The following is a 17,539-nucleotide window of genomic DNA, read 5'->3' as shown; positions in this document are numbered from 1 at the left end:
TCAATTTTTTTGTAGGAAAGTATAGTGCAGAGGTACGGACAACCTGAGCAGCATGTCACACAAAAATAGATGGCTTGGGAAACCAATTATGGACAAAATCTCCCATTCTGGTGATTTTACTCGAATTTTTTCTTTTAACTGTTACAATAAAGAGATGATTACAGTAGAGAGAGTGATAACATTTGAGTTGGCTTAAAAAAGTTTTTAACAGATTAAAAGATGAACCTATTCAATCAGATGAAGCCTCTTATAAAGAAGAGCGAAATATAGATGCACCTAATGAAAAAAACAAAGACATTGAAGCGAGGATCTCCTATCAATATCCTAAAGGAGAATTCAGGTTTCCGGTCATCCCGGATCAAGGGAGAGCACGAAGAGAAGAGAGAGAGAATCGATCAGAGCAGAGAAGGCAGAGGCGCAGCCCTTCTCAAGAGAAAGAGAAACAATCTGAGGAAGAAGCCAAGATCCAAAAAGGCAGCCCGAAGAAAGAGAAGGCTTCTGAAAAAAAGGGAGATCCCTTTAAACGTCCTTTCCGTCCAACGGAAATTCCCTCGCCTATTTACGGCTTCAGTAAACCGGCACAAAAGGATCCGATTCAATTTGAGCTGAAAAGCCATGAACCAAGATTGTGGAGAGAATCCGAAAAGGCTGTTGATCCGTCTCAACCACAGAGTCGGATTTCAGAGGATTTACGCTCAGAAGACTATACAGGTCCTTCTAACGAAAACAAAGATCTTAATAATATGGGTAAGGAAGAAAAAGTTTTAATAGATGAATTCGAGCCATTGCAATTCATGGAAGAAACCAAGCCAGAGAGATTACATAGTGACGTACCTGCTGAAGAATCATCTAAACTTGTGTCTGCTGAAGCAGAAATACCGGAGGAACTCCTTGAAGCTCATTTAGTTAAAGGTGACTCTGAAGTTGAAGCCGTTATTGAAACTAAAGCTCAGCAAGTTCTTGAGGATACCAAACCTGTTAAAACGGAGACTGGTTCAGACTCATTCCCTTTCCTGCCTGAAAATGAGAGAGCTTTAACTGAAACGGCTGAAGAGCCTGTAGAGGCGAATGACGTACACGTTGAAGAATCTTCTGATTTTCAGCCAGATGAAACCGAAGTGACAGTTGAAACCCCTGAAGAGCCTCCAGTTAAAGAGAATTTTGCAGTAGACACAGCTATTGAAACAGAAGAACAGCAGGATTTTGAGATCACCAAGCCTGTTGAAACGGAGGAAGTTCCAGACTCCTTACCTGGATTGCCGGATGTGGAGGAATCTTTGACCGAAACGGCTGAAGAGCCTAGTGAAGCTTTTGAAGACGTGGCCTTAAAGAGTGAAGCAATGGAAGCAGAGCCGTTTATAGACGGTGCAGAATCAGTGGAAGACCAGGAAGTCACGCAGGATCAACCCGAACAATCACCTCAGCCGGCTTCCAAGCGCTCGCATCTGCCTTTCAATGTTTTGATGCTGAAGCAGGATAAGCGGATGATGGATCGAAAAAAACGATTCGAAGAGATGAAGGCAGATAACGCCGTGAATGCTGAACAGCCCGAAGACCATGAAATGGAAACACCAGTAAATGAGGCTGAAGTTGACCAAGCAGTGGTCAAGGCAGCGGAGGCGGCGCCAGATGAGGCTCCATTGCAAAGTCATAATGAAGAAGATCAACCGGAACAAGATGATTTGCAATACGAAAGCCCTGTTGCGGTAGAGGCTAAAGAATATCCAGAAGAAAATCCTGAGGAATCTGCTTTCGATGAGGAACTAGAGTCTTCAGAAAATGACCCGGAACCTGTTCTTTCTCAAAGTGAAGAGGAGAAACGTATTGAGCCTGCTGCTGCGGAAGAGAAATCAAGCAGCCAGCCAGAACCATCAGAAAGTCCTTCTAAACGGTCACACCTGCCCTTCAATGTATTAATGCTGAAGCAGGATAAAAGGAAGATGGTTCATCCGCCAAAGTCAGAACCAGCCTCCGTGACTAAGCCGGCTGCTGAAGAGAAAATTCAGGATGATACTACCTTGAAAAAATATGAAGAGTTGGCGGACGAGCCCACAGAGGAAGAAGGCTATGAATTTCCTCAGCTGAACTTTCTTGCTCCGCCGATTGTGAAGGAATCGAGTGGTGAGTGGCTTGAAGCTCAAAGAGAGCTGCTGAATGATACGCTGGTGAACTTCAATGTCAGGGCGCGTGTCGTGAATGTAACAGAAGGACCTGCCGTAACGAGATTTGAAGTTCAGCCTGAACCTGGCGTGAAAGTGAACAAAATCACGAATTTGGCTGATGATATCAAATTGAGTTTAGCTGCAAGAGATATCCGGATTGAAGCTCCTATTCCCGGCAAGCACACCATCGGAATCGAGGTCCCGAATCAGCAGAGCCGTCCGGTTTCACTAAGTGAGATCATTTCTAGCAGCCCATTCCAGGACAGCTCTTCACCTCTGACAGCGGCATTGGGCCTTGATATATCAGGAGAGCCAATTGTCACGGACCTGAACAAGATGCCCCATGGACTGATTGCGGGTGCAACGGGATCAGGAAAAAGTGTCTGCATCAATTCCATTCTGGTGAGCCTGTTGTACAAAGCATCTCCGCAGGATCTGAAGTTATTGCTAATTGACCCAAAAATGGTAGAGCTGGCTCCTTATAACCGCATGCCTCATCTGGTGAGCCCGGTAATCACAGATGTTAAAGCTGCGACCGCCGCTCTTAAATGGGCAGTAGAGGAGATGGAAAGACGTTACGAATTGTTTGCTCATACAGGAGTCAGGGATATCACCCGCTACAACCTTAAAGCAGAAAGAAACGGCGAGAAGAGCCAAAAGCTGCCGTATCTGGTAATTGTCATCGATGAGCTGGCAGACCTGATGATGATGTCTCCTGCTGATGTAGAAGAAGCCATCTGCCGAATCGCTCAAAAAGCAAGGGCATGTGGAATTCACCTGATCATTGCTACTCAGCGTCCATCTGTGGATGTCATCACAGGCTTGATCAAGGCGAATGTTCCGACACGGATTGCTTTCTCCGTCTCTTCAGGAGTGGATTCCAGGACCATTATTGATGGAAGTGGAGCGGAAAAGCTGCTTGGGAAGGGTGATATGCTGTTCCTTGAAAACGGATCGTCCAAGCCGGTTAGGCTTCAGGGTACTTTCGTCTCTGACGATGAAATTGATGAAATCGTCCATCATGTCAGAGAACAGGGAGAGCCGAATTACTTGTTCCAGCAGGATGAGTTGCTGAAAAAGGCTCAGGTGGATGAACAGGAAGATGAGTTGTTCCTAGAAGCGTGTGAGTTTGTAGTCAACCAGGGCGGAGCTTCCACTTCGCTCATCCAGAGGCATTTCCGTGTTGGATATAACCGTGCGGCGAGGCTTGTGGACATGATGGAAAGCCACGGCATTGTGTCAGAAGCAAAAGGAAGCAAACCGAGAGATGTGTTAATTTCTTCTAGGGAACTTGAAGAGCTTCAAGACACTAGTACAATGATCTAAGAAGTGGTATTCTTAAAAGAATGAAACTATAATAAAATGAATACAAGTAACCTAATAGCAAAAAAGTGAAGGATGTACCCAGTTCGTTCTTCGCTTTTTTGTTTCGTTAACTTTTAAGGAACTATTTTTGTGGTTGGTGTTCCTTTATTACTCAGTCAATGACAATCAATAGATGTGTACAGTTGATGGTAAGGAGCTTTTAGGATGAAGGAAATTCAATTGAAACTTCAAGGGAAACTGAATAGATTGACCAACGACACTTTCAAGTTTGATGAGAGGGTCAAGGAAGGCTGGTTCTCGGCTGTTTATTTTTTAAAAACAAGAGAAATAGCAAGGAAATATAAATCAGAGAGCACAGTCACAATGCAATTCTTCCAAAAGGAACATGCTGTTCTCTGCGGTACAGATGAGGTCATTGCTCTACTGCATACTTTCGCTGATAATCCGGAAGACCTCGAAATTCATTCACTGAAGGATGGAGACAAGATTGCTCCATTCGAAACAGTACTGACCATTACCGGACGTTATCAGGACTTTGGTTATCTCGAAGGAATCATCGATGGTATCCTTGGGCGGAGAACATCGGTCGCAACAAATGTCTACAAATTGATGAAAGCGGCGTCTCTGTCAGGAAAGAAAAAACCGGTCATTTTCATGGGAGACCGTGATGACCATTATACCCAGCAGGCTGGGGATGGTTACGCAGCCTTTATCGGCGGATCTACCGCCCAGGCGACCCACGCCATGAATGAATGGTGGGGCAAGCAGGGGATGGGTACGATGCCGCATGCCCTCATACAGCTCTTCAATGGAGACATTGTAGCTGCTGCGCAGGCATACAAGGAAACGTTTCCGGAGGACGAATTGATTGCGCTTGTGGATTATAATAATGATGTCATCGATGATGCGCTTAAAGTGGCGAGGGCTTTTGGTTCTGAATTGAAAGGCGTTCGCGTTGATACCTCACGCACGATGATTGACAAATACTTCGTAAGAAATCAGCACTTGCTTGGGACGTTCGATCCAAGAGGCGTCAATGCGGAATTGATACTTGCCCTGCGTGAGGAATTGGATGCGGAAGGCTTCAACCATGTCAAAATTGTCGTATCAGGCGGTTTTACAGAAGAACGTATCCGCTCTTTTGAGGAAAATGAGATACCGGTGGATATGTATGGTGTCGGGGGCAGTCTTTTAAAGGTCCATATCGGCTTCACCGGCGATAATGTCATCCTGGACGGGAAACCGCAGGCAAAAACCGGAAGAAAATTCAGGTGGAATGAACGTTTAGAGAAAGTCGAATGGCAATAGGTGTGATTTAATGTGAAGGAAAAAGAACCACTGATCAATTTAGCATCTTATAAGGACAAAAAGCAGCAGCAGGCTGAAAGGCATACAGAAGAGTTGTATACCCAGAGCCTGCTGTACTTGGAAAGAGAGACCAATATTCGTGAGAAGGTAAGAGCAAAATTCATTTTCTCCAAAAAATTCTCCTTATCTCTTGAACCAGCTGAATCAGGTTCTGCTTTGGATACGCTCTTCAGGCAATGGCTTCTATTTGATTATAAGACAGCAGCAAACAAGACTGTATTTCATCAGTTTCTCCAGGTAAAAGCAGATGGGATGACGGAAACAGACAGGATGCTCGGCGCCCTGTTTTTGACCGTCGCATGGGAACCCGTGGAAGTGCTGGAAATTGATTGCTATGAAAATTCAACAATTGTACAGAATATCCTACATAAGCACAAAGAAGTGGTTGTAAGCCCTTTTACTCATGAAGGGACACTGAAATCCGGGGATTTGGCTTTTATAAGAAAAATCCCTTTACTTTCAAAAGGAATGTTAATCGGGCCTGCTTTCAGGGTAAAGGATGGAGAAATATTCAGAGGCCTATTGGACCATTATGAAAATAGAAGCATGGATAGGGGCATTGCGTGGCGGGGCTTTTTGAAGGAAAATGCTGCCCGGTTCATTGCTATGTCACTATAAAGTCATACTTGTCGTTCATAGCCACTGGCATAAAAAGATGATATAATCTTTTCATTATAATACGGTCGATACTGAAGCGGGTTGTTGTTCATTAAGCAATTACATTTTTGCATGCTGGTCAAGATTTGCCTGCTGGCAAAAATGGATTAATGTCATATACTGCTTACAGATAGATGATTGTTGGAGGTTCTAATATGACTATATACCATTTCGTTGGAATTAAGGGATCTGGAATGAGCGCGCTTGCCCAGGTGCTTCACGATATGGAGTATGAAGTACAGGGCTCAGATGTCGAAAAGTATTTTTTCACACAGAAGTCTCTTGAAGATTCTCAAATAAAAATCCTGCCTTTTCAAAAGGAAAATATAGGGCCGGACATGAGTGTTATAGCGGGTAATGCATTCCCAGATACACATGAAGAAATTGAAGAGGCAGTGGAACAAGGCCTCCCGGTGACGAGATACCACAGTTTCCTGGGTGATTTCATGCAGGAGTTCACTTCTGTTGCCGTTACAGGTGCACATGGAAAGACATCAACTACCGGTCTTCTCGCACATGTCATCAGAGGCGCAAAGCCTACTTCCTATCTGATCGGAGATGGAACGGGCAAAGGTGAAAAAGATGCGGAGTACTTTGTGTTCGAAGCATGTGAATACAGAAGGCACTTTTTGTCGTACCATCCAGACTATGCCATCATGACGAACATCGATTTTGACCACCCTGATTATTTTGCGAATGTCGATGACGTCTTCCAGGCATTCCAGGAGATGGCGATGCAAGTTAAGAAAGGGATCATTGCCTGCGGGGATGATGAACACCTGCAAAAGATACAAGCAAAGGTTCCTGTCCTTTTCTATGGATTTGCCGAAGAAAATGACTTCCAGGCAAGAAATGTCAATAAGAATCCGGATGGAACAACTTTCGATGTCTTTGTGAGAAATGAATTTTTCGCTTCGTTCTCAATTCCTGGATATGGAGACCACAGCATCCTGAATGCCCTGTCTGTCATCGCCCTTTGTCATTACGAGGATCTTGATACAGAGATTGTGCAGGAAAGATTAGCTTCCTTCCAAGGGGTAAAAAGAAGATTCTCCGAGAAGAAAATCGGCGAACAGATTCTGATTGATGATTATGCTCATCACCCAACTGAAATCAAGGTGACGATTGAAGCGGCAAGGCAGAAGTATCCAGACAGAGAAATCATAGCTGTCTTCCAGCCTCATACATTCACAAGGACTCAGACATTCCTGAATGAATTTGCCGACAGCTTATCGGAAGCCGACCAGGTGTATCTATGCGAAATCTTTGGTTCTGCACGTGAGAATCATGGAAAACTTTCCATCGATGACCTTAGGGGCAAAATCGAGAATGCTAAAATGATCGATGAACATAATACCAAGCCATTAATGGCTCACGAAAATGGTGTCCTAATATTCATGGGGGCCGGGGATGTCCAAAAATTCCAGGAAGCCTATGAAGAAACACTTAGAAACCACGTAGAATAGAGATCTTTTTAAGCTGCCAGCCCTGCATAAGGGCTGGCGGCTTTTTTAGTGTTAGTGCTTTTACGCTTTAAAGCGTAAATAGGGACAGTCCCTCTTCGTGCTGTAAAGCGATAAAGAAAATTCTTATGAAATTATGAAACCTTCTGGCAACTGAATCGTCTTAGCAGTAAAGAAGAAAATGGGGTGAGAACCTTTTGACCAGTCTCACAGAAAATGAGTCTGATTTTCCTGCCAGAAAAGATGCTTGGCTTGAGGCTATTATGGATAGGTACGGTGAAAATTTGACAAAGATGGCTTATAACTACGTTAAAGACTGGAAATTAGCAGAAGATATTGTTCAGGATGTATTTGTCGTCTGCTGCCATCAGTACGACAAGCTCTATGAAATCCTTGACTTTAAACCATGGATATACAGAATCACCATTAATAAATCTAAGGACATGTTAAAAAGCGCTTCTTATCGAAAAACAGTTGTTCAGTCAAGTCTTCTCACCATCTTTAAATCCAACGATCCTCCGCCTGATATGTTGTTAATTGAACGCAGCGAGGAAGAGACACTTTCCAAGAGTGTATTGGAGCTGCCGGTAAAATACCGTGAAGTCATTATTCTTTATTATTATGAAGAGCTGTCAATTGCCAAAATCGGCGATATTTTAAACATGAACTCCAACACGGTAAAAACAAGATTGAAAAGAGGAAGAACCCAGCTCAAAAATGTATTGGAGAGGGGGAAAAGACATGAATGACAAACTTGAAAACCTTAAGAAAGCGATGGACGCCACAACCCATAAGGGGTCCCATTTTACAGAAACCCACAAACAAAGGGTGAAAGCAGCCATCCATTCAGAGACAAGAACCATTGAAAAGAAGCCTAACCGTTTTATGATATTCTCCTTATCAGCAGCAACTGTGGCAATTATGCTAGTTCTATTATCCACTCACTCAATGCCGAATTCAGAAGGTAATCAGAGTTCTCACCTTGAAGCGGTGGAAGACTGGGCAATTCGCGATGAATATGGTCAAAACGATAATGAAAAATTCAGCATCATTTCCGAACCGGGGCTGACAGCTGGAAAACCTTCCGGATATCTCTTCAGCTTCCAGGAGCCCTTCGAGACCTATCAAGGAAAGGAGTTAACAATTAATGCTCACAACAAAGAGACCGGGGAAAAAATTATTGCAGCAGCTTCAGAAAAAATAAGGAAACCGTCCCCTGGTTACAGTTCACTGCAGCGTTATACAGCCAGTTTTGAAATCCCTTATGGGGGCCTATGGAAATACGAGGTCCTGCTAGATGGGAAATTTTATGGAGATGTCATTTTGTCTGTTAATGAACCACAAGGAATAAAGCTGCCGGAAAATATCCCAGGTTTTGTAGAGCAGCAGGACTTTGAAGAAATTGACTGGAATAGGAAAGCGGTCAACTTTAACGGGGGAATTATTGGAAATGAGAATAAATCAGGTGTCATAGGTATCGATATGCCGAGTTTGACACCGCAAAAATGGATTTGGCATCTTTGGGGAAATAAAACTTCAGATTTAACGGTGGTGGGGTTTCATGAAAGTTCACAAACTGCTTACCCTATCTTGGATAATGGGTGGAAATGGACCATGCAGCTAGGCAGTGCGGTAAATGGAGCTGATGCCCATGTACCTTGCGCAGTCACCATACCAAAACCAGGCAAATGGGCTTTCCTGTTGTACGATGGAGATGAGCTGTTTGATGTACTGGTGTATGAGATTGAGGAATAAACCGAATATATCTCTTACTTTCAGGGTTTATTAAATAGATATTTCAGATAAGAACTGACGCTGGTAATCTAGTAAAGACAGGGTGTTGAGCCGCTAACCGTTATTGAAACTACTAGCAGCTCAATACGTCACATGGGAGGAGAGGGCTGCAAATGGGAAAGATATTCGTTTATTCAACGGTGTTTATGCTTTTTATATTAGGTGGATGCAGTAATGAAACTGGTAATACTGATGGCGGAGAACCAGGGATAACTGGATATGTAATGGATAAGGAAGGACAACAGATTTTAGTTGTCAGTACAGAAGCTAAAGACTACAGTGAAAATGGCGGTATAGAAGAATTCTATGATGCTGTATGGGCAAGTGAAGCACCTGCAGAGGTTAAAGTAGGAGAACAAGTGAAGATATGGTTTGATGGCGGAATGGACACCTCCTATCCAGGTCAAGCGGCTGCTGGGAAGGTAGAAGTGATGCGAAGCTATTCTCCAGAAGGTGCCACGCTTTCCGAAGCTGAGGCCTTAAATAGAGCATTATCTAAGACTGTTCTTGAAAATGAAATTTTAACTGCACAGTCCATTTCTTATAATTCCGATGAAGATCAATGGTCTATTATTTTGAAGAACACTGACAGTTATAAGGAATATACGGTTAACGTGGAGGATAAGTGAAATAATCTTGTAAAGGCTTTGATGAAAAACTAAGAGGGACTGCACTATTGTTTGCAGTCCCTCTTAGTTTTTACTCTCCTATTTCAGGTTTTCCGGATTTAGCTGCTCCAGCTCAGGAAGAGTGAAGCGGCCATCTTTGCGGATCAGCACATCATCGAAATAGATTTCTCCTCCGCCGTACTCAGGTCTTTGGATCATGACCATATCCCAATGGATATTAGAGTGGTTGCCGTTATAAGCCTGCTCATAGCACTCTCCTGGTGTGAAGTGGAAGCTGCCGTCAATTTTTTCATCAAACAGGATGTCCTGCATTGGATGAAGGATATAAGGGTTGACCCCGATGGCAAATTCACCTATGAAACGTGCGCCTTCGTCCGTATCAAAGATTTTATTGATTCTTTCCGTATCATTGGCTTCAGCGGATACAATCTTTCCGTTTTCGAAAGTCAGTTTCACGTTTTCGTAAGTGAAGCCGTGATAAGGAGACGGTGTGTTATAAGTAATGGTACCGTTCACTGAATCTTTTACAGGAGCAGTGTATACTTCTCCGTCCGGGATGTTCAATCGGCCCGCACACTTAACAGCTGGAATGTCTTTGATAGAAAAAGTAAGTTCAGTTCCTTCACCTGTAATACGGACTTTATCTGTCTTGTTCATCAATTCAACCAGGCCGTCCATCGCTTTGTCCATTTTCGCATAATCAAGGTTGCACACATCAAAGTAGAAGTCCTCAAATGCTTCTGTGCTCATTTTCGCCAGCTGGGCCATTGATGCATTCGGGTATCTCAGCACCACCCACTTTTTCTTGGGAACACGAATTTCGCGGTGAACCTTCTTACCGACAGTGCTTCCCTGGATTTTCATCTTTTCATCCGGAACATCGGCATGTTCATTGATATTGTCTCCAGAACGAAGCCCGATATAGGCATCCATCTTATCCATTACGCCGGCCTCAAACTCAGCCATCATCTCATACTGTTCCTCTTGGGCGCCCATCAATAGAGAGCGGTCGACTGCATGATCTTTCAGCGACACGAAAGGATATCCTCCTGCGGCATAAGCTTCCTTTACTAAAGCGGTTACCAGTTCACGCTGCAGGCCGAAATTTTCAATTAATACTTTTTCACCTATTTGTAACTGGACAGAGTACTGAATCAAATTTTTGGCCAGCTTTTCAATTCTAGGGTCTTTCATATATGTATTCCTCCTAAATAAATATTCCTTATGCCTTGTTAGGCTAAGGATGTGTAAAGCCTATTCATATTGTAACCGATAAAGTATATATTTTTTAAAAATTATTCTGTGCCGGTATCAAATATCCGGACATATTCCCGAAACAAAATAACTAGAAAAACTAAAACGGGAAATAATAATCTGTGAAATTAGCAGGATATTCATGTTCCCGTGGAGAAACTAGTGTTTAAGGACGCTCAGTGCCGGGTAAAGAATTTCTATAAACAGGAGGTGCTGATGAAATGGAGATTATTTTATATTTGAGTGTCGCAGTGATTGCCATTGCATTCTTAGTATTAGTCATTAGTTTGACAAAAACCCTTAAGTCGGTACAAACGACTTTAGATAGTGTCTCCCATACCCTCGATGGTTTGGAAACACAGCTGCAGGGAGTAACAAAGGAATCTGCTGATCTTCTACATAAGACCAACAGGCTTGCAGAGGACATCCAGCAGAAGTCAGAAGAATTGAACACAGTTGTATATGCTGTGAAAGATGTTGGAAGTTCGATTCAAGGGTTAAATTCATCTGTTAAAAAGGTTACCACTTCAATTTCCACAAATTTAGAGAAGAATCAAGAAAGAATCTCCCAGGTTGTTCAATGGGGAAAAGCAGCAATGGAGCTTCGCGATAAGTGGAAGACGAAGGAAAAACCTTATCAAGGCACCAGGAATGCTTATGCAGCTGAAGAAGCGAGAGCATCTGCAGAGGTTGACAGACGCGAACAAATGATTCGCAGAGCAAGACAGAACTAATATTTAATTCAGGGGAGGATGTTAAGATGACTCAACAAAATGATGTTTACAAAAACCAGGTGAGCCATGGCCACCCAAACGGCGGAACAAATAATAATAATAACGCTACTCACGAAGGGAGCATCAATGCCAAGGATTTCTTGATTGGTTCCTTGATTGGCGGAATTGTAGGAGCAGCAACAGCTCTATTCCTTGCTCCGAAATCCGGAAAAGAACTTCGTGATGATCTAAACACACATGCCGGCACGTTAAAAGAAAAAAGCGGCCAGTGGAGAGAGACAGCTATGGAGCGGGGCAATGAACTTGCTTCAGCAGCAAAAGAAAAAACTTCAGGAATTACAAAGACTGTACAAGAACAGTCCACTAACCTGGTTAATAAAGTGAAATCAGGTAAGAATGAAGATAGCAGCGAAGTGACAGGTGAAGAACAGCTTCCTGTTGAAACTGAGCAAAATGATGCCCAAGAGCTTAATCAAAAGCTGGAAGAAACGAAAAAAGCATTTGATGATACAGAGCAGACAATCAAACAATAAGATGGATGGCGGTGCAGGCGAAACAGCCTCACCGCCTTCTTTTGAAAGGAGCGGGAATAGTGAAAAAGATTGAAACCATTGAAGAATTCAACCAGCTTCTAGAAGAGAAAGATAAGTTCTTTTTTCTGAAACACAGCTTAACCTGTCCGATCAGCGGCAGTGCATTTGATGAATACCAAAAGTTTGCAAAAGAAACAGGTGAACAGGAAGCCTATTATTTAGCTGTTCAGGAATCAAGGGATTTATCTAACCATATTGCTGAGACATTTGCTATTAAACATGAATCTCCGCAGGCTTTCCTGTTTAAAAACGGTAAGCCGGTTTGGAACGAATCGCATTGGAAAATTACCAGCAAGGAATTGGCAAGTGTATAATCCAAAAAAGACTGAAGGACATAACCTTCAGTCTTTTTTGTTATTAAACAGATAACGGCCAGCGGATTTCAAGTTTATCACCGGTCTGTATGCTTTCATAAAAAGTGGTTTCTTCTCCGTTTTTTATTAGAAGAAATTTTCCTCCAGCGTTGGAAGGCATCTCGATTTCAATATGTCTGAAGAGATCCTGAAAGATAAATGATCCTGTTTCTTTTATAATGGACGTCAGTTTGTCCCCTGTGTAAATCAAAGTTTCCTCTTCAAGCTTTTCTCCATTACGGAACACTTCGGCAGCTTCTTTGGAAAGTTCCAGTTCTTTATCATTAAAGAATACGGTAATCCTATGACTAAGGTTCAATTGTTTTTTCTCTGTGATCATTTTTAAAGTTGGTAATTCAGGTTTTGATACTTCAATGACATCCCCGTTTTTGATGATTGCCGATAGTCGTGCATCCCTTCCGTTAACTGTCAGCCTGCCGGAATAAGCGGGAATGAAGGTTTCTTTCTCATTGATGGTAACATGGAATGTCCTAAGATGCCTGGTAAGCTCTTCGTGTCCAGTCCGTTTCAAAACCGACTCTGCTGAAGGAAGCGGTTCTACATCAATTGTGTCTCTGTCCTGAACTAAATTATCCAACGAAGATGGCTTACCATTGACCATCAGATTCATTGGGAATGAGAAAACCTTTTGATTAATGGTTACAGTAATTTCAGGCTGTGTCTCTATTAAATCATTGATTTTAATGGCTGGCTCTTCTCCATTTTCGCCCTTAATCACGGTAATTCTGTCTCCGTTTTGAATAGGGGAGTCAATGCTGCTTTTTTTTCCGTTTTTCAATAGGGCAGGGGCTTTTCCGTGTTTTCCCGGAAGTGTAATGGACTGTCCGTTTACAGAGACAATCATGGCCATTCCCGGCTTTCCGTACAATTTATTTATTTTTAAACCAGCTGCAAGCAGGCAGTCTCCGATGGTCAGTTCTTTTACTTCGAACAATCGTATCGGCTGTTCATTCACATAGGCGGTCACGTATTGGACAGGAGCTTTTTTGGCAGCTATCGCAATTCCAATAGGGGTGACAAGTTCAGGGCCGTTTGACACTTTGTCGATGATTTGCAAGTCCTGAATAGCGTCAGTTCCACGCACTGCCACCCGGTTAAGGGGAAGCTCAAGGGCAGAAGCCAACCTCTCAGGAAGTTGGGGTGTCAAGCTTCCGCCGCCGACCAGCATAACTGCTTTAGGCGGTTTTCCATTATTAAGTCTAAGAATTTCCGTTTTGATTTGCTGAGCCAGATGATCGATGGCTGGGGAAATCTGAGAAACGACTTCTTCACGGGAAATCTCTGTTTCAAACCCAAGAATATCAGAGACTGTTATGGATTTCTGGCTAATTAGTTCTCTCTTTGCCTCTTCGGCAAGAGGAAAGTCCAGGAGAAGGGCATCACTGATTGCTTCTGTGATTTCATCTCCGGCAGTTGGAACCATTCCAAATGCGATAATCGTTCCCATATCCGTCAAAGCGATGTCTGATGTCCCCGCCCCGATATCGACAAGTGCGACATTCAACCTTCGCATGGATGGGGGAATGAGGACATTAATGGCAGCAATGGGCTCGAGCGTCAAAGCTTCCATTTCCAATCCGGCCCTGTTCAATGCGGCCAGGAGGGATTCAACCACTACTTTAGGCAGGAAGGTAGAAATGATTTCCACTGAGGCTTGATCACCTTGCTGATCGACAAGGCTGCCAATTTCCTCACCATCGAGCTTATAATAGAGAACAGAGTAGCCAACACAATAGTAATGATATGTCTGGTCTTCGTCGTGCGCGGCTATTGCCTGGGCCTGCTGTACAGCGCTAAGCTCTAAATGAAGTACGTCTTCCTGCGTCAAGAGAGGTTTTCCTGATATAGTGATGGAAGCACTGGCAGTCTCGGTTTTTAAAGCCCGCCCCGCTGCAGCTACACACACTTTCTGAAGAGGGCCGTGCTTTTTCTCCATTTCTGCTTTTATAGAAGAAATGACAGAAGCAACAGCAGGTACATCATGAATCTGCCCATCGAGCATCGCACGCTCTTTATGTTCTTGTGAAAGAATATCAATGACCTCAAATTGTTTGTTTTCATTTTCAATCAGGATGATGCCCACTACGGACCTTGTACCGATATCCAATGCGAATATTTTCTTTTCATCCGGCATATTACAACACCCACTTTAATCTATTTCAATGAGTTCCTATTTTGCTCTCAGCTTCTTGGCTGATGTATTTTACACTATCAAAAAAACACTAAATAACACTTTAACGCGTGAATGCGTTGAAAGGATAAAGTGTTTTCCGTGACTTTTACTTTACATTCCATTATAATAAATCCTATTATAAAAAATGTATCATACTTTTAAGAAAAAAGTACGAAGTGTGGGAATTTAAAATTCTTTTCTTAAACTTTTCTGCTTCTTCATTCGGAAGCAACATGCCACCATCATTAGCTTCAAATATTTAAGCAAGAATGAATTGCATTTAAGAAGGGAAAAGAGAACCCAAGGGTTATCCCGAAAGCAACAATCTAAACGAAAACGGCAAATTGAAATAAATAGGAAGCCAGTGCAGAGAGGATGTTGGGTTGTGAGTAATAAAGAACTCGATCAGCTGAGAAGCCAGGTTGATGATATAAACTTAAAACTGTTGGAAAATATCAATGAACGCGCCCGCCTTGTCCAGGAGATTGGAAGGGTAAAAGAAAGACAGGGTATGAACCGTTTTGACCCTGTTCGTGAAAGGGATATGCTCAACTATATCATTGACCAAAATCAAGGACCTTTTGACAACACGACGATCGAACATATTTTTAAAGAGGTTTTCAAAGCCGGACTTGACCTGCTTCAGGACAACCATCGAAAAGAACTGTTGGTTTCCAGGAAGAAAAAGCCTTCAGACACGATTGTCAAAGTTAAGGGTGAGGAAATTGGTGATGGAAATCCACATTTCATTTTCGGGCCTTGTGCAGTTGAATCGTATGACCAGGTCGCTGAGGTTGCAAGCGCGATCAAGGGGAAAGGGCTGAACCTTATCCGCGGAGGAGCCTTTAAACCACGTACTTCTCCTTATGATTTCCAAGGGCTGGGTATGGAAGGATTGAAAATTTTGAGAAAAGCGGCTGACGAGTACAATCTTGCAGTGGTCAGTGAAATTGTCAATCCAGCCGATATTGAGGCGGCATGTGAATACGTGGATATCATTCAAATCGGTGCCCGCAATATGCAAAACTTTGAATTACTGAAAGCTGCTGGATCTGCAAGGAAGCCTGTTCTTTTGAAAAGGGGACTATCGGCAACTCTTGAGGAATTCATGAATGCAGCAGAATATATCATTTCCCAAGGAAACGGAGATATCATTCTTTGCGAACGAGGAATCCGGACGTATGAACGGGCTACAAGGAACACCCTTGATATCTCCGCGGTGCCTATTTTAAAACAGGAAACGCATCTTCCTGTTTTTGTCGATGTCACCCATTCAACCGGCCGGCGTGATTTATTGCTGCCTGCGGCCAAAGCTGCACTTGCAATAGGAGCTGACGGTGTGATGGCAGAGGTTCATCCAGATCCGGCTGTTGCACTGTCGGATGCTGCACAGCAAATGAACCTGGAGCAGTTTGATCATTTCTATAGAGAGTTAACGGCGGTTAAATAGCCAGGCAAAGTGGTCATCTATATGATGGCCATTTTTTAGTATAAGTTTGTTGGACACATTGGAAGCATTCGTGTAAGTGGGACGCCATGGCAGTTATCCAGAGTGTTTCTTAGAATTCTTTTTAAATGGCTGCTTTGATAACGGAAAATATTTTTAAAGAACGTCTATTCGGGTAGGGATTAAGTGTGGATTGATTGCAGATACGCCCGCAGTCAAGTATGATATAGCTATATAATAATGGGGACGAGTTGAATTTTTCACCGGATTTATTAAAGATGGTAAATTAGTGTAAGATAAGGGATAAGCTAAAACGAAATTGAAGGAGTGGAATCCATGAATGTAACGATATATGATGTAGCCAGGGAAGCAAATGTATCCATGGCGACGGTTTCCCGCGTAGTTAATGGGAATCCGAATGTAAAACCCGCAACAAGAAAAAAAGTGGTAGAGGTAATCGACAGGCTGGGCTACAGGCCGAACGCTGTCGCAAGGGGCCTGGCCAGCAAAAAAACCACGACTGTGGGTGTAGTCATCCCGGATATCTCCAATATTTTCTTTGCTGAACTTGCAAGAGGAATTGAAGATATCGCGACGATGTACAAATACAACATCATTCTGAGCAATTCCGACCAAAATACAGAGAAAGAACTGCATCTGTTGAACACCATGCTCGGCAAACAGGTGGATGGAATTGTATTCATGGGTGGAAATATCACTGAAGAACATGTCAGGGAATTTGAACTTTCACCAGTGCCGATCGTATTGGCAGGAACAGTTGAGGACTCCGGCAAAATTCCTTCTGTCAATATTGATTATCAGGAGGCAGCATATGACGCTGTCAAAGAATTGATTGCTAAAGGGCACAAGCGAGTTGCCTATGTCAGCGGTCCATTCCATGACAAAGTCAATAATGAGGCAAAGCTCCCTGGTTATAAAAAAGCTTTGGAAGAAGCAGGAATCGAGTTCAATGAAGAACTTGTTGTGGAAGGTGACTACACCTATGATTCCGGACTTGAAGCATGGCAGAAGCTGCGTGAATTGACTGACAAACCGACAGCTGTGTTTGTCGGGAATGACGAGATGGCACTTGGTGTGGTCCACGGAGCACAGGATGAAGGCGTCAACATTCCGGAAGAAGCAGAAGTCATCAGCTTCGATAACACCAGGCTGGCGTTGATGGTCCGCCCGCAGCTGACATCAATTGTCCAGCCCCTATATGATATCGGTGCAGTATCCATGCGCCTTCTGACAAAGTATATGAATAAAGAAAAAGTCGATGAGAATATTGTTGTTCTTCCGCATAGAATTGAAGAGAGAGATTCTACTAAATAAAAATGCTGTAAAACGTGCCTTTCCTTTTGGGAAGGTGCGTTTTTTGTTTGGTTTGTTAATGGGGGCTAGTTTGATGGGGATTGTGCTTGGCGGGGCAGATGGTAAGCGTAAGATTGAGAAAGCGGTGTTTCTGAAAATGTATTTATACGGCATGTAAATCTTAAAATCCAAAAATGATGATGTAAAAGATGGATTTAAACAGCATGTAAATCTTAAACCCCAAAGAAGAT

At 43.0% G+C, this 17,539-nt stretch carries 14 protein-coding genes; 12 read left to right on the top strand and 2 right to left on the bottom strand.

Going from position 1 to position 17,539, the window contains the following annotated elements; translation table 11 throughout:
* Positions 1-182 precede the first annotated feature (182 nt).
* The 7 genes from FZC79_RS23540 (at position 183) to FZC79_RS04770 (ending at position 9,399) form a co-directional block, all read left to right on the top strand.
* Positions 183-3,488, top strand: a complete 3,306-nt coding sequence (locus FZC79_RS23540) for a DNA translocase FtsK (RefSeq protein WP_252183246.1) — start codon at positions 183-185, stop codon at positions 3,486-3,488.
* A 204-nt stretch (positions 3,489-3,692) separates the two neighbouring features.
* Positions 3,693-4,796 (top strand): nicotinate phosphoribosyltransferase, encoded by a 1,104-nt coding sequence (locus tag FZC79_RS04795; RefSeq protein ID WP_148945699.1) that lies wholly within the window; start codon positions 3,693-3,695, stop codon positions 4,794-4,796.
* Between the two features lie 12 nt (positions 4,797-4,808).
* Entirely contained in the window at positions 4,809-5,474 is a 666-nt protein-coding gene (locus FZC79_RS04790; RefSeq protein ID WP_148945698.1) for a hypothetical protein, read from the top strand.
* Between the two features lie 194 nt (positions 5,475-5,668).
* Positions 5,669-6,979, top strand: a complete 1,311-nt coding sequence (gene murC, locus FZC79_RS04785; RefSeq protein ID WP_148945697.1) for a UDP-N-acetylmuramate--L-alanine ligase — start codon at positions 5,669-5,671, stop codon at positions 6,977-6,979.
* Positions 6,980-7,173: 194 nt separating this feature from the next.
* Positions 7,174-7,725 carry a sigma-70 family RNA polymerase sigma factor gene (locus FZC79_RS04780; RefSeq protein ID WP_252183245.1) on the top strand — a complete coding sequence of 184 codons (552 nt, stop codon included), beginning with the start codon at positions 7,174-7,176 and terminating at the stop codon, positions 7,723-7,725.
* Positions 7,718-8,731: a hypothetical protein gene (locus tag FZC79_RS04775; RefSeq protein ID WP_148945696.1), complete on the top strand. Its 1,014-nt coding sequence runs from the start codon at positions 7,718-7,720 to the stop codon at positions 8,729-8,731. The genes FZC79_RS04780 and FZC79_RS04775 overlap by 8 nt, the downstream gene beginning before the upstream one ends.
* A 152-nt stretch (positions 8,732-8,883) precedes the next feature.
* Entirely contained in the window at positions 8,884-9,399 is a 516-nt protein-coding gene (locus FZC79_RS04770; protein ID WP_148945695.1) for a YobA family protein, read from the top strand.
* Positions 9,400-9,477: 78 nt separating this feature from the next.
* Here the strand turns inward: FZC79_RS04770 and FZC79_RS04765 are convergent, their stop codons facing one another.
* On the bottom strand, positions 9,478-10,593 hold the full coding sequence (locus FZC79_RS04765) for an aminopeptidase (protein WP_148945694.1): 1,116 nt from the start codon (positions 10,591-10,593) through the stop codon (positions 9,478-9,480).
* Between the two features lie 281 nt (positions 10,594-10,874).
* On the opposite strand from FZC79_RS04765, the gene FZC79_RS04760 reads away from it, so the two are divergent.
* Genes FZC79_RS04760 through ytxJ form a run of 3 tightly spaced genes read left to right on the top strand, consistent with a single transcriptional unit; the run spans position 10,875 to position 12,294 of the window.
* Positions 10,875-11,387 carry a DUF948 domain-containing protein gene (locus FZC79_RS04760; RefSeq protein ID WP_148937980.1) on the top strand — a complete coding sequence of 171 codons (513 nt, stop codon included), beginning with the start codon at positions 10,875-10,877 and terminating at the stop codon, positions 11,385-11,387.
* Between the two features lie 26 nt (positions 11,388-11,413).
* Positions 11,414-11,920, top strand: a complete 507-nt coding sequence (locus FZC79_RS04755) for a YtxH domain-containing protein (RefSeq protein WP_148945693.1) — start codon at positions 11,414-11,416, stop codon at positions 11,918-11,920.
* Between the two features lie 59 nt (positions 11,921-11,979).
* Positions 11,980-12,294 carry a bacillithiol system redox-active protein YtxJ gene (gene ytxJ / locus FZC79_RS04750; RefSeq protein WP_252183244.1) on the top strand — a complete coding sequence of 105 codons (315 nt, stop codon included), beginning with the start codon at positions 11,980-11,982 and terminating at the stop codon, positions 12,292-12,294.
* 43 nt (positions 12,295-12,337) lie between these two features.
* Here the strand turns inward: ytxJ and FZC79_RS04745 are convergent, their stop codons facing one another.
* On the bottom strand, positions 12,338-14,488 hold the full coding sequence (locus tag FZC79_RS04745; RefSeq protein WP_148945691.1) for a cell division protein FtsA: 2,151 nt from the start codon (positions 14,486-14,488) through the stop codon (positions 12,338-12,340).
* Positions 14,489-14,912: 424 nt separating this feature from the next.
* On the opposite strand from FZC79_RS04745, the gene FZC79_RS04740 reads away from it, so the two are divergent.
* Together FZC79_RS04740 and ccpA are read left to right on the top strand one after the other, a co-directional pair.
* A complete protein-coding gene (locus FZC79_RS04740) occupies positions 14,913-15,977 on the top strand; it encodes a bifunctional 3-deoxy-7-phosphoheptulonate synthase/chorismate mutase (RefSeq protein WP_148945690.1) in 1,065 nt (354 codons plus the stop codon).
* Positions 15,978-16,310: 333 nt separating this feature from the next.
* Positions 16,311-17,309: a catabolite control protein A gene (gene ccpA / locus FZC79_RS04735; RefSeq protein ID WP_148945689.1), complete on the top strand. Its 999-nt coding sequence runs from the start codon at positions 16,311-16,313 to the stop codon at positions 17,307-17,309.
* Positions 17,310-17,539 lie beyond the last annotated feature (230 nt).

The sequence above is a fragment of the Rossellomorea vietnamensis genome, from assembly GCF_008180615.1.
In the GTDB taxonomy this organism is placed as follows: Bacteria; Bacillota; Bacilli; order Bacillales; family Bacillaceae_B; genus Rossellomorea; species Rossellomorea vietnamensis_D.
This window is presented reverse-complemented; position numbering and strand designations above follow the sequence as displayed.